Source organism: Massilia arenae, from assembly GCF_008014745.1.
Lineage (GTDB): Bacteria > Pseudomonadota > Gammaproteobacteria > Burkholderiales > Burkholderiaceae_D > Telluria > Telluria arenae.
Genome location: NZ_VPFD01000019.1, coordinates 98,858 through 121,210 on the forward strand (window position 1 = coordinate 98,858; position 22,353 = coordinate 121,210).

Sequence of the window (22,353 nt, forward strand, 5' to 3'; positions counted from 1 at the left end):
GACGACACGATGAATTTCTCCGCCCTCTCGATTCGCAACCCGATCCCGGCGATCATGCTGTTCGCCCTGCTCACCGTGGCGGGGCTGCTGGCCTTCAATGCCAGCAAGGTGCAGGACTTCCCGGACATCGAGCTGCCGATCGTGACCGTCACCGCGACCCTCGACGGCGCCGCCCCGGCCCAGCTCGAGACCGAGGTCGCGCGCAAGATGGAAGACTCGATCGCCACCCTGCAAGGCATCAAGAACATCTATACCCGCGTGCTGGACGGCGTGGCCACCATCACGGTGGAGTTCATCCTCGAGCGCGATCCGGCCGATGCCGTCAACGACGTGCGCGACGCGGTCTCGCGCGTGCGCGCCGACATGCCGGCCGAGATGCGCGACCCGACTGTGACCAAGACCGCCACCGCCGGCCGCGTGGTCTCGACCTTCACCGTGGCGGCAAGCGAGGGCTCCGGCCTGGACGACCAGGACCTGAGCTGGTTCGTCGACAACGACGTCTCCAAGCGCCTGCTGAGCGTGCCCGGCCTGGGCGCCGTCAAGCGCGTGGGCGGCGTGACGCGCGAAGTGCGGGTCGAACTGGACGATCAACGGATGGCCGCGCTGCGCGTCTCGGCGCTGGACGTCTCGCGCCAGCTGCGCAATGTGCAGCGCGAGGCGCCGGGTGGACGCGGCGACGTGGCCGGCGTCGAGCAATCGGTGCGCACCCTGGCCACCGTGCAGACCGCGCAACAGCTGGCGGCGATGGACATCCCGCTACCGGACGGCCGCCACGTACGCCTGGATCAGGTGGCGACAGTGCGCGACACGGTCGAGGAGCAGCGTGCGCTGGCCGAGCAGGATGGCCGCAAGGTGGTCGCCTTCGAGGTGTTCCGCACCCGAGGCGCCGGCGAGATCGATGTCGCCACCGGGGCGCGCGCCGCCATGGAACAGCTGGGCAAGGAAAATCCCAAGCTCGTGATCAGGGAAGTGATCGACAACTCCTACTCGGTCGAAGAAAACTTCGACGCCTCGATGCACATGCTGTACGAAGGCGCGCTGCTGGCGGTGCTGGTGGTGTGGTGGTTCCTGCGCGACTGGCGCGCGACCCTGATCGCGGCGGCCGCCCTGCCGCTGTCGGTGATCCCGGCCTTCCTGGGCCAGTACCTGTTCGGCTACACGCTGAACATGGTCACGCTGCTGTCGCTGGCCCTGGTGGTCGGCGTGCTGGTCGACGATGCGATCGTCGAGATCGAGAACATCTCGCGCCACCTCCACATGGGCAAGACGCCGATGCAGGCCGCGCTGGAAGCGGCCGACGAGATCGGGATGGCGGTGATCGCGACCACCTTCGCCCTGGTCGCCGTGTTCCTGCCGACCGCCTTCATGGGCGGCATCCCCGGCAAATTCTTCAAGCAATTCGGCTGGACCGCGGTGCTGGCCATCCTGGCGTCGCTGCTGGTGGCGCGCCTGTTGACGCCGATGATGTGCGCCTACCTGATGAAGGCGCCCAAGCATATCCACGTCGACGCCCAGGGTAACCCTCAGGCGCCGCCGGACGGCCCGCTGATGCGCCGCTATCTCGCCGTCATGCAGTGGTGCCTGCGCCGGCGCGGCCTGACCATGCTCGGCGCGGCCCTGTTCTTCGTCGGCTCGCTGGCCCTGGTGCCGCTGCTGCCGACCGGCTTCATGCCGCCGGCCGACCGCTCGCAGAGCCAGGTCAGCGTCGAGCTGCCGCCGGGCGCCACCCTGGCCCAGACCCATGCGGTGGCCGAGCAGGTGCGCCAGCAGGTGATGAAGGTGGACGGCGTCAAGAGCGTGTTCAGCTCGATCGGCGGCGGCTCCAGCGGCGACGCCTTCTCCCCCGGCGCGGCGGCCGAGGCGCGGCGCGCCGTGCTGACCATCGCCACCGTCCACCGCAGCGACCGCGATGTGAAGCTGGGCGTGATCGAGAACCGCATCCGGCAAGCGCTGGTGGACATCCCCGGCGCCCGCTTCACGGTCGGCATACCGGACGCCGGCACCAAGATGCAGCTGGTGTTGCGCAGCGACGACGCGCAAGCGCTCACCGCCGCCGCGCGTCAGGCCGAGCGCGAGCTGCGCACGTTGGGAGGGATCGGCAACGTCAGTTCCAGCGCCTCGCTGGTGCGGCCCGAGATCATCGTTCGTCCGGACTTCGCGCGCGCGGCCGACCTCGGCGTGACGGCGGCATCGATCGGCGAAACCGTGCGCGTGGCCACCGCCGGCGACTACGAGCAATCGCTGGCCAAGATGAACCTGGACGAGCGCCAGGTGCCGATCCGGGTCAAGCTGCCGGATGCGGTGCGTGCCGACCTGGATGCGATCGGGCGCCTGATGGTGCCGGGCGCGAACGGCCCGGTGCTGCTGTCGACGGTGGCCGACATCACGATGGAAAGCGGCCCGGCCCAGATCGACCGCCTGAACCGCAGCCGCAACGTGACGCTCGACGTCGAGCTGTCCGGCCGCGCGCTCGGCGAAGTCAATGCCGAGGCGCGCGCGCTCCCGGTATTCCAGTCGCTGCCATCGTCGGTAACCATCGCGGAGCTGGGCGACGCCCAAGAGATGCAGGCGCTGTTCAACAGCTTCGGGGTCGCGATGCTGATCGGCGTGCTGTGCATCTATGGCGTGCTGGTGCTGCTGTTCTCGGACTTCATGCAGCCGGTGACGATCCTGGCGGCGCTGCCGCTGTCGATCGGCGGCGCGTTTGTCGCCCTGCTCTTGACCAGCAATGCGCTGTCGATGCCGACCATGATCGGCCTGATCATGCTGATGGGGATCGTGACCAAGAACTCGATCCTGCTGGTCGACTACGCGATCCTGGCGCGCGAAGCCGGCATGAACAGGTTCGACGCCCTGGTCGACGCCTGCCACAAGCGCAGCCGCCCGATCGTGATGACCACCATCGCCATGGGCGCCGGCATGCTTCCGTTGGCGCTGGGCTTCTCGGGCGACCCCAGTTTCCGCTCGCCGATGGCGGTGGCCGTGATCGGCGGTCTGATCACCTCGACCTTATTGAGCCTGCTCGTGGTGCCGGCCGTCTACACCTACATCGACGACCTGGAGCACTGGCTCAAGCGCCACGGGCGCAGGCTGCGGCGCCAGCCGGCGTCGGCGCCGGTTCCGAAGGCCGAGGAGCACAGTCCGGGATAGCCGTACAGCAGCGGCAGGACGAGCGCACGGCAGCGCGGCGACCAGGAACAGGACGATTGCGCAGGCGATCCAGATCGACCACAGGGTATGGGTCATGAAATGGGCGCCGCGCTGCTGCTGCAGATAGCCGACCGCCGCGCCGAACGCGAGCGCGAGGGCAGTCACCGCGCACGCCATGCGCGGCCGCGCCGGCAACCAGTACACCGCCAGCGACAACAGCCACAAGGCGCTCGACGCATGCCCGGCCGGCAGGCACTGTCCGGCGACGGCGCTGGCTGGCAAGGCCTCGAACAGGCGCACATAGGGTTGATCGCCACCATAGCGCAGCAAGTCCCACGGACAATGCGAGGTGCTGAACCGCTTCAGCATGCTGATCGTCAGTGGCACCAGCAGCGCCGACAACGCGACGATGCGCAGCCGCAGGCGCGCAAGAGCGCCCATGCCGGCGCGCGGCGAGATCAGGTCGGCCACGGCGCGGCCGATGAAGCCCAGCGCGAGCAGCATCAGCAGCCATTTGAGGATCACGTGGCTGAAGGTCTCGGCCAGCCAGGCATGGCGCCAGGGGAAGACGCCGCCGGCGGCGTCGAACACCGCATCGGCCAGCGCCAGGTCGACGTCGGTGCAGCGGCCGATCCAGAAGATGACCAGCGCGGCGACGGCCAGCGCCACCGCCAGGCGCCGGATCGCCCGCGCCGGCAGCAGCGCGGTAGACGTGGCGCCTCCCATCTCACGCGCCCCGCACGCAGGCATGGAAGATGTCGAGCCGCGGATTGAGCACCGCCGTATTCACGTCGAGCATGCCGAGCACGGAGTGGAACACATTGTCGTGCGACAGCGGCTCGTTGCGGCGCTGGCCCAGGCAGCGGCGGTCGATGCGAAAGCGCACGCTGAAGCCGTCCGACATCCACAGCATCATCGGCACCTCGGTCTGCTCGCGCGGCGCGAACATATATGGCGTGCCGTGCAGGTAGACGTTGTTTTCGCCCAGCGATTCGCCGTGATCCGAGAAGTACAGCATCGCGGTATCGACGTCCTCGCCCTGGGCCAGCGCGCGCAGGCGGTCGATGGTCGTGCTCAGGAAGTAGTCGGTGTACAGGATGGTGTTGTCGTAGGCGGCGCGGATCGATTCGCGCGTACAGGTCTCGAACTGGTTGCTGGTGCATACCGGACCGAAGCGGCCGAAAGCCTGTGGATAGCGGCTGGCATAAGCAGGACCATGACTGCCCTTCTGGTGCAGCACCACCACCATGTCCTTGCCACCGCGGCGCAGCAGTTCCGGCAAGCCGTCGAGCAGGACTTCGTCGTGGCATTCATCGCCCTCGCAAGGGCTGCCCGGCTTCGGCCGCGAGACATCTTCGTAGCGCACGCGGTCGCACACGCCCTTGCAGCCCGAATTATTATCGCGCCATACGACGTCGAAGCCGGCATGCGCAAGCACGTCGAGCAAGCCTTCCTGGCGCTCGGCCTTCGACTGGCTGTAGTCCTCGCGGCCGAAGGCCGAGAACACGCAGGGCACCGACACCGCGGTCGCGGTGCCGCAGGAATGCACGCGCGAAAAGTTGATCAAGCCGCTTTGCCGCGCCAGCAGCGGATTGGTGTCACGGGGATAGCCGTTGAGCGAGAAATTCGCCGCGCGCGCCGTTTCGCCGACCACGATCACGGTCAGCGTGCGGCGCTGCGCGCCCTTCCACGTGGCGCCCTTGACGGCGTCGCGCCCGAGCGGCGCGACCACGATGGGGGCGGCCCAGCGCGCACGCAGGTAGCCGTGCGTCGCCTGGATGAAGTTGGTCGGGGTGAGCAGGAAGCGTAGTTCGCGATGTTCATGCAGCGCCGGCGCCAGGCTCTTGTACAGCAACACCAGCAGCAGGAGCGCGAGCAGCAGCGAGCCGCCGGCGATGCCGGCGCGTTCGAGCAACCCGCGCGCGCCGCGCGGGAACGCGATCCTGGCGCGCCAGATCGCCCACGCCGGCAGCACGCCAAGGAGGCCGATCCTGGCCGCCATCTGCCAGCTGATCAGCTCCGTGGCCTCACGCGTATCGGTCTCGAACACGTTCTGGATCATGGCCTTGTCGATGACGATGCCATAAGTCGCGACGAAATAGCCGGCGGCCGACGCGGCCAGCACCAGCGCGATCAGCACCGGCTTGGCGACCAGGCGAAAGCTCGCGAGTGTCAGGCAGGCGTTGAAGAACAGGACCACGATCAGGAAGGAGCCCGCCAGCAGCGGCAGGCTGGCCAGCGAGACGCCGCCTGCGGCGCTGCAGAGGACCGACCAGAACTTGACGTTGCCCACGCTGGCCAGCAACAAGGCCACGGCCAGCACCAGCACCGGCGCCTGGATACGCCTGCCGAACAATCTCTCCACGCTTCCCCCTCGAGCAGCGCAGTCCGACGCGGACTGCATTGCCTGAAGAATAGGGAGGGACGCTTCAGGCCGGCGTCAAGCCGGCGTCAGGATTGCGTGAAGTCGCCTGGAAACACGATCGTCAAGCGGCTGCCGCCGCCCTCGCGCTGTTCATGGATCAGCGTGGCGCCGAGGTATTCGCAGATGCGTTTGACCAGCGACAGGCCCAGGCCGGTCCCGGCCGAGCCGCTCGATGGAATCGCGGCCGCATCCCGGTCCAGTGTCTGGCGCACCGCGTCCGGCAAGCCCGGGCCGGTGTCTTCCACGCTGACGCGGCCGGGTTCCAGCACCACCGTCACCTGCCCCCTTTCGGTGTACTGGCAAGCGTTGCGGATCAGGTTGGCGATCGCCGACACGCACAGCTCGGCCGGCGCGCGCACGTCGATGGACGCCGAGCCGGTACAGCGCAGGACCACCGGTTTATCGGCCACCATGTGCTGGTAGCGGTCGGTCTCGGTGCGCGCGATGTCGCCCACCGAGACCGGCGGGAACAGGCCGAGTTCGGGCGTGCGCGCCAGCAGCAGCAAGACAGTGACGCACTCGGTGGCTTCCTGCGCGGCGCGGTAGATGCGCCGGGCCGGCGCCCGCACCACGGGGTTTTCGTTGTTCTCGACCAGGATCTCGGCCGCGCCCATGATGACCGTCAGCGGTGTGCGCAGTTCGTGGCTGACGTCGCCCGTGAAGAAGCGTTCGCGGTCGAGGAAGGCACGCAGCTCGCTGGTGTGCGCGTCCAGGGCGCGCGCCAGGATGCCCAGCTCGTCCTCGCGCGCCGTGTGCGGCAGCGCCAGCGCGCCCTGGCCGACCGCGTCCGCCAGTTCGCGGATCGGCGTGACGATCCGCATGCCCACGAAGCGGCCCAGGAACAGCGCCAGAATGACGAAGCCGGCGAAGAAGGCGGCGAACATCGAATACACCAGCACCTCGATCTGCTCGTAATCGCTTTCATGGTCGACCACGACGTAGGGGCCCGCTTCGTCGCTGCCCGCCAGCACGTGCAGGCCGATGCCGTCGATCTCGGCCTCGGACACGCCGGCCGGCAAGCCGCGCAGCGACAGCGGAATGTCGTCGCCGCGGTGGAAGCGCAGGCCGGCCGGCAGGTCGGCGGGCAGCCCGGCGGCGGCGCGCGGACGCGCCCACTTCTCGACTTCGGCCAGGCGTTCGTCGACCAGGTGCACCTCGATGCCCTCGACCACCAGCGCCGCCAGCACCGCGAAGAACAGCGACAGCACGACGCCGAACAGGATGAAGGCCCTGGTGATCGGCCGGCTCAGCGAACTAGCCGCGCGCATCTGGCAGGGCGAGCTTGTAACCCACGCCGGCGATGGTGTGGACCATTGGGAAGGCGAACGGCTTGTCGATCGCCTGGCGCAGCGCATGGATATGCGTGCGCAAGGCATCGCTTTCGGGACGGTCCTCGCCCCACACGGCCTGCTCGAGCGCTTCGCGCGGCACGATGCGCGGGGCCGCCGCCATCAGGCAGCGCAGCAGCACGTAGCCGGTCTTGGTCAGGGCGACCCTGACGCCGTCGCGCGCGGCCTCCTGCTGGTCGGGATCAAACACCAGCGGGCCGAAGCGCAGTTCGCGGCTGATCGCGTGCTGGCCGCCGGCGCGCCGCGCCAGGGCCTTCAGGCGCACGTCGAGTTCGACCAGCGAGAACGGCTTGACCAGATAGTCGTCGGCGCCGCTGTCGAAGCCGGCCACCTTGTCGTGCAGGGCGTCGCGCGCGGTGAGCATCAGCACCGGCGTGGTGGACATCAGCTCGGAACGCAGCTTCTGGCACAGCTCCAGGCCGTTCAGGCCCGGCAGCATGACGTCGAGGACGATCACGTCGTAGGTGTTCTCGGAGGCCAGCGCCAGGCCGCCATAGCCGTTGCGGGCCGAATCGAGCGTGTAGCCCTTCGGCTCCAGGAAACCGTACAGGTTGGCGAGGATGTCGGGATTATCTTCGACGATGAGGATGCGCATGCGCTTATTGTAAGACCGCGTCAGCGCGGCCGGTAGCGTTGTTCGCGATACAGCAGCGACGGCAGGATCACGTGCGCCATCGCCTGGTCGGCCTGGGCCCGGGCTGGCGCGCCCTCGCCCGGATCGAATTGGCCGCTGGCCGCGTCATAGCGCGCCGCCAGCGGCGACTGGCCGGGACGCAGCACGGTGGCGTTGGCGCCTTCCAGGTAGGCGAAATAATCGTTAAACTGGATCAGGGCGCGGCCCGGGGTCGTGGCGTCCTTGACGAAGTCACGCCCGATCATCGGGTGGTTGCTGGACACGCCCAGCAGCGACAGCAAGGTGGGGCCCAGGTCGACCTGGCTGGCGATGGTGGCGATGCGTTTCGGTTCGACGTCGGCACCGAGGATCAGGCCGGGGATGTGGAATTTCTTGATCGGCACCAGGCTGTCGCCGTAGACCCGGTTGTCATGGTCGGCCACGATCAGGAACACTGTGTCCTTCCAGTAGGCCTGCTGCTTCGCTTCGCGGATGAACTTGCCCAGCGCGTAGTCGGCATACTTGACCGCATTGTTCACGGTCTGCTTGTCCGGGTCGTGCAAGGCGATCTTCCCGTCCGGGAATTCGAACGGTTCATGATTCGACGAGGTGAAGATCAGGCTGAAGAACGGTTTGCCGCCGTCATGCAGCTTCTTCAGGCGCTCGAGCGACTTGTCGAACAGGTCTTCGTCCGACGCGCCCCAGCTGCCGACGAATTGCGGCTTCATGTCGCCGATGTCGACGATGTTCTGGAAGCCGTTGCCGGTGAAGAAGCTGCGCATATTGTCGAAGTGGGCCTCGCCGCCATACACGAACTCGGTGTGATAGCCCTGGCGGCCCAGCCCGTCGGCCAGCGTATAGAAATTGTTCTGCGACAGAGACAGCTTCACCGTGCTGCGCGCCGGCGTCGGCGCATAGCCGGCCACCACCGCCTCGATGCCGCGCACCGAACGGGTGCCGGTGGCGTACAGCTGCTCGAACCACCAGCCCTCATCCTTGAGCTTTTCCAGCTCCGGCGTCACCGGCAGCCCGCCCAGCGACTTGACGAAGGTCGCGCCCAGGCTTTCCTGCAGCACGATCACGAGATTGAGCGGTCGGTCGCGCGCGATCGCCGCCTGCTGGTAGTGCATGGTTGGCAGCTCCGGATTCGGGAAGCGGTAGTCGCGCAGCCATGGCGCCGCCTTCACTTCGGCGAACACCTGCTCGCGCGGAAAATCTCCATAGATTTCCGAGGACTTCGCCTCGTTGCCCATCGAACGGATCGCATCGAGCACCGACCAGGCCGAGTTGATGACGAGCGAGTTGACCATCGCATCGCTGCTCAAAGCGAACATAGCCGGATTGGCCGGGCGATGGCCGGTAGTGGAACGGATCTGCACGAACACCAGCAGGCACAGGATGGGCCAGACCAACAGTAGCTTGCGGCTCGGCCACATCGTCATACCGGCTGCGGTCCGTCGCAACAGGCGCACCAGCGCGATGCCGAGAATGACGGTCAGGGTGCAGCCCAGCAGCAGCGCGGTGCGAAAGCCGTACCACAGGGTCGAGAACACTTCTTGCGGATAAGCCAGGTATTCGATGAACAGGCGGTTCGGGCGCGCATCGTATTGCATGATGAATTGTGGCGAGGCCACTTCCATGAACACGATGAAGATCAGCGCAAAGCCGGTCCAGGCCACGCTGGCCCTGCGCCACAGGCGGGCGCTGCGGGCATACGCCAGCAGCGGCGCCAGCAGCAGCGGAACCGCGATGAAGTAGCCGAGCAAGATCAGGTCGGCGCGCACGCCCTGCAGCAGGATCTCGGGCACGATGCCGGTCGCCGCCACACGTGGCCATTGCCATGCGATCAGTGCGATCCGAAAAGCCGACAGGAGAAGCAGCCCGATGCACAGCAGCTGGACCAGGGGAGCGATGGGACCGGCCCATGCGGCGATGTGCGCGAGTCCAGCGGCTCCATGCCGCTCCATTGCCGGAGCACCATTGATGCCCTTAGGCAGATGAAGTTTCTCGATGGTCATGCTATGCATGCTAGGTCGCATGCTGTCATCGAGATGTTAGTCAGGCGTTAAGAAAGCGTTAAATCAGGCGCCGAGAGATATCAGGGACGAAAAAAAGCCCGGCCAGTGAAAACCGGCCGGGCCATCTGGGAAGCGCGCCTGACGGCGGGCTTCCTTGCAACAAGATCAGTCGCGGTAGTTGCGGTACTCGTGACGGTCGCTCGAGCCACCCAGCAGCTTGGCCAGGATGAAGCCCACGCCCACCGCGGCCAGCAGCGCGCTGCCCGGGTTGTTCTTGACGTATTCCTTGCCCTGGGCCGACAGGTCCGAGCATTTTTCGCTCAGCTGGGCCGAACCGCCGCCGAATTTCTCTTGAGCCGAGCTCAGCAGGCCGGTGACCTTGTCGACGCCGGCGTGGGCGCGCGAAGCCAGGTTGTCGACCACAGGCTGGGCGGCTTGCGCTGCCTTGTCGATGCCTGCGTGTACCTTGTCTGGCGAAATCGACGAGATCGCTGCCTTGATGCCGCCGACCGTCGATTGATCGCCGTTCGCATCGGACGACGAGGTCGACGATGGGGTGGACGACGCAGTCGACGAACCCGACGATGGGGTCGACGACTGGCTCGACGACGATGCACCCAGGCCGCTGTTGCCCAGCGAGCCGGTGCTGCCTGCCGCCGAACCGATGCTCGACGACGACGAGCCGGTGCTGCCCAGGTTGCCGCTCGACGAAGCGCTTTGCAGGCTCGACGACGACGGCGACGAACCCGTGCTGCTCAGGTTCGACGACGCGCTTTGCTGGCTGCCCGACGAGGCGGTAGTGCCCTTGTTCAGGCTGGAATCCTGGCTCTTGCCAATGTTCGAACCGGACTTGTTGGCGTCGATGCCTTTACCTTCGTTAGACTTTTGATTATCCATGATGTATCCCTCATAAAATGTATGACCAACGCGGAGTAGACCGATATTCGACTATCACCACATTCTTCCTTGAATCAGTCCGATACTAAACGCGGGAACGAAAGCTGCCTGCGGTACATCAATGGCGGCGCGGCTTCATGCCCAAGATCAGTTTATTGATTCACTGACCTCAAACCACCGCAAAGCTTCCATCGATGCCCCAGGCTCATCGTCCCGATCTCGGGGCGAGCGCCCTTCCAGGGCTTCGTCACGAGCGCAGTATCGAACCAACTGCGTCGCGATACCAAAAATACAATGGACCAGTATTAAGAGACCGTGCGCTGACTAACAGAGCCGTTCCATCCGCCGCAAATGCTGTTATTTATCAATTGGCGGCAGGATGAAAGGCGTGTTCGCGAGTACCATACGTGGTTTCGCCCGACTTGGGCGTCCAGTACGACATCACATGGCAGTAGAAAAAGTTACAGGCAGCCGCCTGCCGCCGCGCCAGGCCCTGCCGGCAGCGGACGAGGCGGCGGCGAAAAAACAGGCCGAGGCCGAGAAAGCGGCGCAGATACGCGGCGTGGACTCGATCGCCGCCATGCGCGACGCCATCCGCCAGGCCGCGCGCCAACTCCCTCCATTTACCGCCGTGCCGCGCCTGGCCCGGCTGGATGCGGCCGGCTTCCGTGCGCGGGCGGCGGCCGGCATGCCCTTCCTGGTCAGCGGCATCGTCGAGCGCTGGCCGCTGGCCGATCTCACCGCGCAGGACTTGCGCGAACAGTTCGGCCACCTGCCGGTACGCGCCCGCATCGGCGACTACGTCAATACCGCCTTCGCGCCGGATCGGGCGATGCAGGACATGCTGCTGCGCGACTACCTCGACCTGACGCCTCCCGACCCCGCATCCGGTCTGCCGCCCTATGTGGGCAACCTGTCCCTGCGCGAGCTGAACCGGCTGTGCCGCTGGCCTTCCTGGTTCGAGAAGATGGGCCCGCCCCGCTTCTGGATCGGCCCGGCGCGCACGGTGACGCCGCTGCACTGCGACTACGACGACAATATCTTCGCCCAGCTGTGGGGGACCAAACGGATTTTCCTGGCGCCGCCGCACCATGACGCCTTTCTGTATACACGCGAAGCCAATCCGCTGCTGTTCGGCTCCCCGGTCGACCCGGAAGCGCCCGACTACGAGGCATTCCCGCTGGCGCGCCAGGCGGCGCTGGTCGAGATCGTCGTGGAGCCCGGCGACATGCTGTACGTGCCGGCCGGCTGGTATCACCAGGTGCGGGCCCTGAGCTTTTCGCTGTCGTCCAATCGCTGGGCGCGCGGCCAGCCGCTCGCGCTTTCGAAGGGCTAGGCCGCGCGGCCTACGCGGCCCGCTGCGATTCCTCGGTCGCCGGCGTGGCGGCTTCGGCGTCGTCCAGCACCACGAACTCGGTCGACGGCCGGCCATCGGCATTGTGCTGCACGATGCGGCTCGGGCGGCCCTGGGCGTCGAGCCATACCTGGCCGATGCCGGCGCCGTTCCACAGGCGCTCGCCGCTGGTGCGCTGGTCGGGCAGGCGCGGACGCAAGGCCAGGTCGCGGCGCTTGGTGAACCAGTTCAGCGGCGAGCGCGGCGAATACAGCCAGCGGTTCAGGCGGTCGAGCCAGTCGAGCAGCCGGCGCGGGAATTCGTTCTTGATGCCGCTGCTGGTGATCTGCCACACGTGCTGCGGACGATCCGATTCGCGTACCTCGACGTCGTAGACGAAGGAATAGTGCACGTCGCCCGACAGGATCACGTAGTTGCCCGGGGTGCGCGAATGACGGAAGATATTGAGCATGCTGCTGGCCGCGCCGCGGTGCGCCATCCAGTTCTCGGCATCGACCGTCAGCGCCAGGCCGGCGAAGGTGGCGATCCGTTGCACCACCTCGATCAGCTTGACGCCGAACATCGGCGCCGCCGAGACGATCACGGCCGCAGTCTCGTCGAGCAGTTCATGTTGCAGCTCGGTCAGCGATTCCCAGTCCATCAGGCCCGACGGATGGCCAGGCGTGCGCCGGTTGCGCCAGCGCCGCGTGCGCGTATCGAGCACGATGATGGCGGGCTGGGTGCGCAGCATATAGTCCCACTGGCGGAACGCCAGCAGGCGCTGGATCAGTGCGTCCTGCGCGCCTGGCTCGAGCCGTCCCCTGGCATCCGGCGTGGCGCTCAAGTCGACCATCGCATCGAGCGCATCGACGAACACGTCGGGCCGGTTGCCCCAGCCCTGGCACAGCATATAGGCCATCAGCGCATTGCCGATGATGCGGCGCGAGAACGGGTGCTCGTAGGCGGTGGTCTCCCACTTGGCCGACAGGTTCCAGTCGTCGGTGATGTCGTGGTCGTCGAAGATCATCAGCGTCTGCACGTGCGCCAGCAGGCGCGCGGCTTGCGGCAGCTCGGCGCAGAAACCCTGCAGCGCCGTGCCTTCGCGCTGCCAGCGTTCGACGTGCTTCGGCTTCAGGGGCGGCATCGCGGGCTCGCCCACGATGCGCCACGGCGCCGGCGACCATACCAATAGATACATCGCCATCACTTCGGCCAGGGTCACCAGGTGGTTGTGGGCGTTGGCGGTGGTGAAGATCGGCTTTTCCGAGCCGCCGAAGAAGCGGTCGCGCAAGTCGTCGTTCGACTTGAATGCGGGCAGCAGGTCTTCGCGCCGGTAATAGCCGGCCGGGTGGGCATACAGCTCTTCGCTGTCGTCCACCACCGCGCCTTCCAGGCATTCCCCGTACAGGCCCAGGCGTTCGATGAGCGCATGGATGGCCGCCAGCATCGGGCCGGCCACGTCGTCGGCATACACCTGGTCGCCGCACAGCATGAGCATGGCGGGCCGCGCGCCGGCCTCCCCGATGCGATCGGCCAGCAGCGCGTCGGCGCAGGCCAGGCCGTCGCGCGAGCGGTGGTGCGGCTTACGGCAGGAGCCGTAGAGGATGTCGTCCATGCGGCTGCGCAGCACGAAGCTGGGCCGGCTCGCGCCTGCGTGCAGCAGGTGCGGCGCCCAGTGGGCGATGCCTTCGCCGCCGTCCAGGACCAGGTCGTACTCGATCAAGGTGTCCTGCGGCAGCGGCTCATCCAGGGCGACGTCGATCAGGTGTACATATGCATGGCGGCCGACGCGGATCACGCGGCAAGCCGCGCCGTCGAGCCGCAGGCGGCGCGCCGGCGCGCCCTGCGGCGCCAGCTCCAGGGAGAGGTCGAGCACATCGCTGCCGACGAGCCACAGCAACAGGCGGCCCGGCTCGATACGGCGCAGGATGGGGCCGGCCAGCACGGGCGGGAGGTCGGCGGAAGGAACAGTCTGGATCAACGCGGCACGGTCTTCAAGGGATACGATCGGCCGAGTGTAGCAGATGGCGTTCACTCATCCGCGCGCGATCACGTTCAATAGTAGACGCAAATGCGCTGGCCATCGACCTCGTGCACCCGGATGTCGAGCTGGTACAGTTCGCGCAGCACCTCGGGCTGGATCAGCTCGAGCGGCGTGCCGTGGTAGGCCACTTTCCCGCCGCGCATGGCAACGATGCGGTCGGCGTAGCACGAGGCAAAATTGATGTCGTGCAGGACCAGGATCACGGTCTTGCCCAGCTCGCGCGAGGTGCGCCGGAGCAGTCCCATCATGTCGACCGCGTGGCGCATGTCGAGGTTGTTGAGCGGCTCGTCGAGCAGCACGTAGTCGGTGTCCTGGCACAGCACCATGGCCACGAAGGCGCGCTGGCGCTGGCCGCCCGAGAGCTGGTCGAGATAGCGCCCGGCCAGGTCTTGCAGGTCAAGGTAGCCGAGCGCGCGTTCGACGTGGGCCGCATCGTCGATCGTCGGCCGGCCCTGCGTGTGCGGATAACGGCCGAAGGCGACCAGGTCGCGCACTGTCAGGCGCATCGGCAGGTGGTTGTCCTGGCGCAGGATGGCCAGGCGCCTGGCCAACTCCTTGCTGTCGCCGTTGACCACATCGATGCCGTCCACCAGCACCCGGCCCGCGCTCATCGGCAGCAGGCGGCTGATCATCGACAGCACGGTCGACTTGCCGGCGCCGTTGGGGCCGATGATGGCGGTGACGCCGCCGGCCGGCAGCGTGAGCGTCACGTCGTCGACGACCACGGTGTCGGCATAACGCTTGCTGATATGGGAAATCTCGATCATCTAGGACTTTCTACGGGTGATCAGGAACAGGAACAGCAGGCCGCCGACGAACTCGATGACGACGCTGACGGTGGCGTTCAGTTCGAGCACGCGCTCGAGCAGCACCTGGCCGCCGACCAGGAACACCACGCCCCACAGCACGGCCATCGGCAGCAGGTAGCGGTGCTTGCCGGAGCCGGCCGTCACATAGGCCAGGTTGCTCACCAACAGGCCGAAGAAGGTGACCGGGCCGACCAGGGCGGTCGACACCGACACCATCACCGCGATCAGGGCCAGCGTGAACATCACCGTGCGCCGGTAATCGATGCCGAGGTTGACCGCGATCTCGCGGCCCAGCGTCAAGGCGTCGTACTGGTGGCGCAGGCGCCAGGCCGCCAGCGAGGCCAGGCCGATGGCGATCCCCGCCACCCACAAGAGGCCGGTCTGTATGGAGTTGAACGATGCGAACATGCGGTCTTGCAGCACCATGAACTCATTGGGATCGATCAGGCGCATCACGAAGCTCGACAGGCTGCGGAACAGGAGCCCGAATACGATACCGGCCAGCAGCATCAGGTGCAGGCTGTGCGCCGCGCCGTTGAACAGCGCCCGGAACAGCAGGCAGGCGAAGCCCGTCATCAGCACCACCTCGACCGCGAAGCGCAGGTTAGGGTTTCCGGTCTCGGTGAGCGGATCGATGCCGAGGCTGAACACGATCACGGCCTGGATCAGCAAATACAGGGCGTCGAACCCCATGATCGACGGCGTCAGGATGCGGTTGTGGGTAATCGTCTGGAACAGCACGGACGATACCGCGATCGCATACGCCACCAGCAGCATGGCGGCCAGCTTGGCGCCGCGGAACGGCAGCACGAAGTCCCAGTTGCCGCCGGCGCCGATCAGCATGAAGGCGGCGACGACCGACAGCGCCAAGGTTGCGAGCAGTGCCAGGCGCGCTTTGGGGGATATCTCAAGCGTCACGTGAACGACCTCGCAGCAACAGGAACAGGAACAGCGCGCCGCCGATGATGCCGACCACGGTGCCGATCGGGATCTCGTAGGGATACACGACCAGGCGGCCGATGATGTCGCAGGCCAGCACGAACAGGCCGCCGAGCAGCGCGACCCAGGGCACCGAACGGCGCATATTGTCGCCAAACAGGATGCTGACCACGTTCGGCACGATCAGGCCCAGGAAGGGAATGCTGCCGGCCGTGACCACCACCACCGCCGAAATCGCCGACACAATCAGCAGGCCATAGAAGGTCAGGCGCTTGTAGTTCAGCCCCAGGTTGGTGGTGAACTGCTGGCCCATCCCGGCCACGGTGAAACGGTCGGCCGCGACCCAGGCGGCGAAGGCCAGCAGCGCGCCGAGCCACAGCAGCTCGTAGCGGCCGCGCAGCACGCCGGAAAAATCGCCCACGGTCCAGGCGTGCAGGGTCTGTAGCATGTCATGGCGAAAGGCGAAGAAGGTCGTCACCGCCTGGATCACGCCGCCCAGGATCAGGCCCACCAGCGGCACCAGGTAGGGAGAACGCAGCGGAATGCGGCGCAACAGGCCGAGGAACAGGAAGGTGCCGGCCATCGCGAAGGCGGCCGCCACCAGCATCTTGCCGAACACCGGAGTATCGGGCGCCAGCAGCGCCAGCGCCAGGACGCCCAGCGTGGCTGCCTCGATGGTGCCGGCGGTGGACGGTTCGACGAAGCGGTTACGCACCAGCATCTGCATGATGAGGCCCGCCACGGCGAGGGACATCCCGGCCAGCAGCAGGGCCAGGGTACGCGGCAGGCGGCTGACGACCAGCAGCTGCCAGTCGGTCGACTGCGTGCCCGCCAACAGGCCGGCGAAGCTGAAATCGCCGGCGCCGATGGCCACGCTCAATGCGACCAGCGCCGCCGTTAATAGTAACGGCAGCGCCAGCCAGGCGTGCGAGATGTGTCGCGCAGCGCGCACGCTTGCTGCCATCGTTATCAGCGTCCCGCGGGGGTCAAGGCGCGCGACAGCTGGTCGACGTTTTCCTGCAGCGCGGTGATGCCGGCGCCGCCCAGGGTGTACCAGTTCAGGCCATCGAGGTAGACCACGCGCTTGTTCTTCCAGGCGTTCGACTGGCGCACCAGTTCATTGTCCAGGAATTTGGCGGCGGCCGTGCCTTCGCGGCCGATGGCGGCGTCGCGGTCGATCACGAACAGCCAGTCGGGATTGGTCTTCTGGATGAATTCGAAGGAGATCGCCTGGCCGTGGTTCGAGGTGTCGAGCTTGGCCACCGCCGGCTTGATGCCGAAGGTGTCGTGCAGGACGCCGAAGCGCGAGCCTGGACCGTAGGCGCTCATCTTGCCGCCGGTGGTCAGGACGATCAGGCCGGTGCCGGCCGTCTCGGCCTGCTTCTTCAGGGCGGCGATCGAGCCATCGAGCTTGTCGGTCAGTTCCTTGGCGCGCGCCTGCTTGCCGAAGATGCCAGCCAGGGTGTTGACGTTGTTCTTGGCGCTGGCGACCAGGTTGGTGCGATCCGGCGTCATATCGATGGTCGGGGCGATCTTGGCCAGTTGCGCGTATTTGGCCTGCGAACGGCCGCCGACGATAATCAGGTCGGGCTTGGCGCCGTGGATTTTTTCATAGTCCGGCTCGAACAGGGTGCCCATCTTGGGGGCGCTGTTGTAGCGCGCCAGGTGGCGCGGCAGCGGACGCGCGGTGGTGCTCATGGTCGGCACGCCGGCGACGTTCACGTCCAGCGCCGACAGGTTGTCGAGGGTAGTGGCATCGAGCACGATGACCTTCTTCGGGCTGGCCGGGACCGCGGTGGTGCCGCTGGCATGCTTGATTTGCACGGTGTTCTGGGCTTGCGCGGGGAGCGCGAACGCCAGGCTGAAGGCTGCGCCGAGGGCGACGACGGCGCGGCGGCGCGCGAAGATGTTCTTGACGGTCATATCGGTATTCCTGTCTCGTTCAACAAAGTGGTTATTCAGAAGCGGGTGGTCAGAAGCGTGTGGTAACCCCGAGCCACAGGCGGCGGCCGTCGCCGACCGTGTTGTAGGTCAGCTCGTCGAGGCGCTTGTCGCTGACGTTGAACAGCGCGGCCTTGATGGCGACGCTGCGGCTCCAGTCATAGGTCATGCCGATGTCGCCGATCGTGTAGTCGCCGTATTCCTTGGCGCCGTTCGGCAGGGTCACGCCATTGCTGCCCGAACGCGCGGCGGCATTGATTTCCTTGCCGCTGTAGGTGACCGAGGCCCACAGGTCGAGCGCGTCGGTGACGTTCCAGTCGGCGCGCAGGGTGCCGCGGTGCTTGGGCGTGCGGGTCAGCGCATAGCCCTCGTAGGCGCCGCCTTTCTGCTCGGAGTCGGTGAAGGTGTAGTTCGACTTGAACGACAGCGCGCGCACCGGCTGCCAGGTCAGGCCCAGTTCAAGGCCCTGGATCGTGGCGTCGTCGATGTTGTAGCTGTACCAGAGGCGGTAGTTCGGGTCTTCCGACCAGCGTGCGATCGAGCCATCGTCGTTGTAGATCAGCGCGTTCGCCACCTTGTCCTTGAAGTCGGTGTAGAACAGGGTCGCATTCGCCTGGATGCCGGCCTTGTTGTTGTAGTGGACGGAGAGCTCGTAGCTGGTGCTGGTCTCGGCCTTCAGGTCCGGATCGCCGATGATGACGCCGCAGGTGCCGTTCGGGCCGTAGGTGCAGCCGCCGCCGCCGGTGGTGTAGGCATAGCCAGGCGCGATGTTGCGGATTTCCGGCGCACGGAAGCCGCGCGAGACGCCGCCCTTGACGGTGACCGCGTCGCTGGCATGCCACACGGCGTACAGGCGCGGCGACCAGTGGTTGCCGTAGATTTCATGGTCGTCGGCGCGCAGGCCGGCGGTCAGGGCCAGGGTGTCGGTCAGGCTCCATTCGTCCTCGACGAACAGCGCCTTCTGGATGATGCTGAAGTGCTCGTCCACGCCGGTGCGACGGCCCGGGTTCTGGTCGGTGAGTTCCCCGCGGTTGTACTGGCCGCCGATCACCAGGAAGTGGTCGCCCAGGCGGGTGTTGAGCTTCGCGTCCAGCACCGTGTTCTTGATTTCCGGCGCGCGCTCGTTGCGGATGTAGTCGCCCACGCGGTCCTGGGTGTAGGTCTCGCGCTGGCCTTTTTCCTGGGTCAGGGCGATCTGCGAGGTGGCCCAGCCCCAGCGGCCGTTGTGCGACAGCGACCAGTGGTCGCGGCTATGCTCCTGGCGCGTATTGGCGGCGCTCGGCGCCAGTACCCGGCCGGCGGAGCTGTTGCGTTTCAGTTCACTCTTGCCGGCTTCCAGCAGCACGTCGTGGGCGGCGTTCGGGGTCCAGGCCAGGCGCGCGGTCAGGTCGCGGTCCTTGGCGCCGTTGAAGCCATTCAGAATCTCATCCTCGGTGCGCTTGTTCTGCTTGCCCCACAGCTGCAGGCCGAGGACCTTGCTGGCGATCGGACCGTTGAGGAAGAACTGGCCCTGGGTCGAGTTGCCCGAGTCGCTGTGTTCCTGCAGGGTGCCGTCGATGCCGAGCGAGCCGCCCCAGGCCTTGGCGACCTTGCGCGTGATGATGTTGATCACGCCGCCCATGGCGTCGGAGCCGTACAGCGAGGACATCGGGCCGCGCACGACTTCAATGCGCTCGATCGCCTCCAGCGGCGGGATGAAGCTCTGCTCGTAGCCGGCGTTGCCGTTGGTGCGCGCGTCGCGCGTCGACTGGCGCTTGCCGTCCACCAGGATCAGCGTGTATTGACCAGGCAGGCCGCGAATCAGGATATCCTGTTCATTGGCGACGCCGGTCACAGTCACGCCCTGCACGTCGCGCAGCGCGTCGGTCAGGTCGCGGAACGGACGCTTTTCCAGGTCTTCGCGGGTGATCACGGTGATGCTGGCGGGAGCGTCGGTGGCCGACTGCTCGAAGCCGGCGGCGGTCACGACGACGGTCGGCACGGTGCCGAACGCGCCGGCGGCTTGCGGGTTGAATTCGGGTGCCTCGGGTGCGGCGTGGGCGCTCATGGCCAGGGCGGCGTGGAGTGCGGCTGCGATGGTCGTCCGCTTGAACCACGCCGTTGTCGTGTGCTGCATACGCTTCGTTCTCTCTCTGTCGTTCAACTACTTTTATGCGGCGAACACCTATTGCCAGGCCAGTTCGCGGTGAATGATAATGATTATCATATGCAATTAACCGCCAGAAAGTTTGTCAACTTGTGGCAAGCCTTGATACCTCAGCAATGAATCCTGTTTCCACTCCCTCCCGCATTCTCGTGGTCGACGACCACGCCGACATCCGCGACCCGCTCGCCGCATTCCTGCGCCGCCACGACCTGGAGGTGCTGACCGCCGCCGACGCCGCGGCCGCGCGCACGCTGCTGCGCCGCTACCCGATCGACCTGGTGGTGCTCGACATCATGCTGCCGGGCGAGGACGGCCTGTCGCTGTGCCGCCACCTGGCCGAGACCAGCAGCACGCCGGTGATCCTGCTGACCGCGATGGCGAGCCAGGACGACCGCGTGGCCGGGCTCGAGATCGGCGCCGACGATTACGTCACCAAGCCTTTCGATCCGCGCGAACTGGTGGCCCGCATCAAGGGCATGCTGCGGCGCCTGAGCCGCGCCACGGCCGGCTGGCACGGCCGCCGCTACGCCTTTGGCGACTGGACGCTGGACATGGCCAGGCGCGAGCTGCGCGATGCCGGTGGCGAACCGGTGGCATTGAGCACGTCGGAATTTCGCCTGCTGGGCGTGCTGGTCGAGCGCGCCGGCAAGGTGCTGAGCCGCGACGAGCTGCTCGACCTGACGCGCGACGGCGAGGTGCAGAACTTCGACCGCAGCATCGACAGCCAGGTGAGCCGGCTGCGCAAGAAACTGGAAAGCGATCCGCGCCGGCCACGCCTGCTCAAGACCTCGTGGGGCGACGGCTATGTGTTCACGGCCGACGTCAAGGCACTGCCAACGGCCGGCTAGCATGCGCCTGATCCCCAAGACCATGGGCGGCCAGCTGGTCGCGACGCTGCTGGTGGCCGTGCTGCTGGCGCACGCCGCCGCCATCGTGGCGCGCCAGCTGGCGCCGGACGCCATGCATCCGCTGGCCGCGCGCTATATGCTCGACCGCATGGCCGGCATCTACCAGTCGCTGCGCCTGTCGCCGGACAAGGGAGAAGAGATGCTGGCCGCGATCGGCTCGCCGACCGCGCGCTTCTGGCTGGCCAGCGGCGCCAACGCCGCCAGTCCCGCGATGAATGAGGCCGAACGCAAGCAGGCGCAGGCCCTGGCCGAGCGCTTGCCGGGCATGTCGGCGTCGACGCCGGCGCCGCGCAGCTGGGTGCAGCTGACCGACCATGCGCCGGGCGACGATGGCGTCAAGCAGGCCGGCATGCTGGCGTCGGTTCAACTGCCGGACGGACGCTGGCTGGTGGGCTACCAGCAGTCGCCCGGGGGCAGTCCCTGGTGGCGTCCGCTGCACTTCTCGATCCCGGTGAGCACCCTGCCGGTGCTGCTGGTAGCCTTGCCCTTCATCGGCCGGATCCTGCGTCCGATCCGCGCGCTGGAGCGCGCCGCCGAGCGCTTCAGCCGCGGCGAGCATGACGGCCCGCTGCCCGTGACCGGCCCGCGCGAGGCGCGCGAGCTGACCGCCGCCTTCAACACGATGGCCGAGCGCCAGCGGCGCTTCGTCGAGGACCGCACGCGCATGCTGGCCGCGATCAGCCACGACCTGCGCACGCCGATCACGTCCTTGCGCGTGCGGGTAGAGCTGATCGACGATCCCGAGCTGCGCGCGGCGATGATCCGCACGCTCGAGACGATGGGCCTGATGGTCGAGCAGACCTTGCGCTTCGCGGCCGACGACTGCATCGGCGAACCGTCGCAGGACGTCGACCTGGCGACGCTGATGCGCGAGCTGGCGGCGGAGCTGGCGCGTCCCGGCAAGCGCATCCGCTACGCCGGCCCGGACCGGCTGCCCTACCGCTGCCGCCCGCTCGCCCTGCGCCGCGCCGTGGGCAACCTCGCCGAAAACGCAATCCGCCACGGCACCGAGGTCACGCTCTGCGCCAGCGCACCAGAAGAGGCCAGCGACGTGATCCTGGCCGTAATCGACAACGGCCCCGGCATCCCGGCGAGTGAATTGGACCGAGTCTTCGAACCCTTCGCCCGCCTCGACAGCGCCCGCTGCCGCGACACCGTCGGCGACAACGGCCACGGCAGCGCCGGCGGCAGCGGCGTCGGCCTCGGCCTCTCCATCGCCCGCTCCTGCGTCGAAGCCCACGGCGGCACCCTCACCCTCACCAACAACACCCCCGGCCTCACCGCCACCATCGCCCTCCCCACCTGACCCTCCAATTAGGGTCAGAGTAGAATTATTGAGCAATTTCTCCGCAATCCCGATAATGAGGGTCAGAGTAGAATTAATGGCCAAGAACTTGCAATCAACTGTTAGCCGGGCCATTTTCACACTACCCGGTTTAAAATAAATTGCAAAATAATTCTACTCTGACCCTAATTAGTTTTGTCGTCGAATCGCTGCTTCTAGAACCTTGCCTTCTCATAGAGGAAATAATTTCTCGAGCCGCAATAGCGCTTACTTAACTCGATATTCCTGTGCAATTTATGACCCCGTAAATAATTAGGGTCAGAGTCAAATTATTGAGCAATTTCTCTCCAAATCCGATTAATTGGGGACAGAGTGAGATTGATCGGCAATTTCTTCTCAACCGAATAATTAGGGTCAGATACCGTCTTGGATTGCAAGATTTTTGTGAAGGTAATTGGCGTCAAACGGCTTGCCGGTTCGGATGACGCCATAGATC

15 protein-coding genes and 1 pseudogene are annotated in these 22,353 nt (G+C 66.5%); 4 read left to right on the forward strand and 12 right to left on the reverse strand.

Annotation, left to right across the window (positions count from 1 at the left end):
* The first annotated feature begins 9 nt into the window (after positions 1-9).
* Complete coding sequence (locus tag FVD38_RS17755) at positions 10-3,150, forward strand: efflux RND transporter permease subunit (RefSeq protein WP_147936048.1); 3,141 nt, start codon at positions 10-12, stop codon at positions 3,148-3,150.
* 48 nt (positions 3,151-3,198) lie between these two features.
* Here FVD38_RS17755 and FVD38_RS27155 read toward each other — a convergent pair.
* The 6 genes and pseudogenes from FVD38_RS27155 to FVD38_RS17785 all read right to left on the reverse strand — a co-directional run.
* Positions 3,199-3,900, reverse strand: a pseudogene (locus FVD38_RS27155) (phosphatase PAP2 family protein); the annotation flags it as partial.
* Positions 3,878-5,515, reverse strand: a complete 1,638-nt coding sequence (locus FVD38_RS17765; protein ID WP_147936049.1) for a phosphoethanolamine transferase — start codon at positions 5,513-5,515, stop codon at positions 3,878-3,880. The gene FVD38_RS17765 and the pseudogene FVD38_RS27155, both read right to left, overlap by 23 nt.
* Before the next feature lie 86 nt (positions 5,516-5,601).
* Complete coding sequence (locus FVD38_RS17770; protein WP_147936050.1) at positions 5,602-6,843, reverse strand: sensor histidine kinase; 1,242 nt, start codon at positions 6,841-6,843, stop codon at positions 5,602-5,604.
* Complete coding sequence (locus tag FVD38_RS17775; protein ID WP_147936051.1) at positions 6,830-7,519, reverse strand: response regulator transcription factor; 690 nt, start codon at positions 7,517-7,519, stop codon at positions 6,830-6,832. The genes FVD38_RS17770 and FVD38_RS17775 overlap by 14 nt, the downstream gene beginning before the upstream one ends.
* 20 nt (positions 7,520-7,539) lie before the next feature.
* The gene (locus FVD38_RS17780; RefSeq protein WP_147936052.1) at positions 7,540-9,555 is read right to left on the reverse strand and encodes an LTA synthase family protein; all 2,016 of its coding nucleotides are present in this window, start codon (positions 9,553-9,555) and stop codon (positions 7,540-7,542) included.
* A gap of 165 nt (positions 9,556-9,720) precedes the next feature.
* Positions 9,721-10,452, reverse strand: a complete 732-nt coding sequence (locus tag FVD38_RS17785) for an ElaB/YgaM/YqjD family protein (protein ID WP_147936053.1) — start codon at positions 10,450-10,452, stop codon at positions 9,721-9,723.
* 445 nt (positions 10,453-10,897) lie between these two features.
* Here FVD38_RS17785 and FVD38_RS17790 point away from each other — a divergent pair, with 445 nt between their 5' ends.
* A complete protein-coding gene (locus tag FVD38_RS17790) occupies positions 10,898-11,788 on the forward strand; it encodes a cupin-like domain-containing protein (protein ID WP_147936054.1) in 891 nt (296 codons plus the stop codon).
* A gap of 10 nt (positions 11,789-11,798) precedes the next feature.
* Here FVD38_RS17790 and FVD38_RS17795 read toward each other — a convergent pair whose 3' ends face one another.
* From FVD38_RS17795 to FVD38_RS17820, 6 genes are all read right to left on the reverse strand, one after another.
* The gene (locus FVD38_RS17795; protein WP_187271638.1) at positions 11,799-13,730 is read right to left on the reverse strand and encodes a metallophosphoesterase family protein; all 1,932 of its coding nucleotides are present in this window, start codon (positions 13,728-13,730) and stop codon (positions 11,799-11,801) included.
* A 110-nt stretch (positions 13,731-13,840) separates the two neighbouring features.
* Positions 13,841-14,596, reverse strand: coding sequence for an iron ABC transporter ATP-binding protein (locus FVD38_RS17800; RefSeq protein ID WP_147936055.1), 756 nt, complete (start codon positions 14,594-14,596; stop codon positions 13,841-13,843).
* Positions 14,597-15,556, reverse strand: a complete 960-nt coding sequence (locus FVD38_RS17805) for an iron chelate uptake ABC transporter family permease subunit (protein ID WP_147936056.1) — start codon at positions 15,554-15,556, stop codon at positions 14,597-14,599.
* Complete coding sequence (locus FVD38_RS17810) at positions 15,546-16,541, reverse strand: ABC transporter permease (RefSeq protein WP_123072100.1); 996 nt, start codon at positions 16,539-16,541, stop codon at positions 15,546-15,548. The genes FVD38_RS17805 and FVD38_RS17810 overlap by 11 nt, the downstream gene beginning before the upstream one ends.
* Positions 16,542-16,546: 5 nt before the next feature.
* Positions 16,547-17,500: a siderophore ABC transporter substrate-binding protein gene (locus FVD38_RS17815; RefSeq protein ID WP_147936057.1), complete on the reverse strand. Its 954-nt coding sequence runs from the start codon at positions 17,498-17,500 to the stop codon at positions 16,547-16,549.
* A 49-nt stretch (positions 17,501-17,549) separates the two neighbouring features.
* Positions 17,550-19,634 carry a TonB-dependent receptor domain-containing protein gene (locus FVD38_RS17820; protein ID WP_147936058.1) on the reverse strand — a complete coding sequence of 695 codons (2,085 nt, stop codon included), beginning with the start codon at positions 19,632-19,634 and terminating at the stop codon, positions 17,550-17,552.
* Between the two features lie 146 nt (positions 19,635-19,780).
* On the opposite strand from FVD38_RS17820, the gene FVD38_RS17825 reads away from it, so the two are divergent.
* Positions 19,781-20,512, forward strand: coding sequence for a response regulator (locus FVD38_RS17825; RefSeq protein WP_147936059.1), 732 nt, complete (start codon positions 19,781-19,783; stop codon positions 20,510-20,512).
* Position 20,513: 1 nt separating this feature from the next.
* Positions 20,514-21,878 carry an ATP-binding protein gene (locus FVD38_RS17830; protein WP_187271635.1) on the forward strand — a complete coding sequence of 455 codons (1,365 nt, stop codon included), beginning with the start codon at positions 20,514-20,516 and terminating at the stop codon, positions 21,876-21,878.
* The last annotated feature ends 475 nt before the right edge of the window (positions 21,879-22,353 follow it).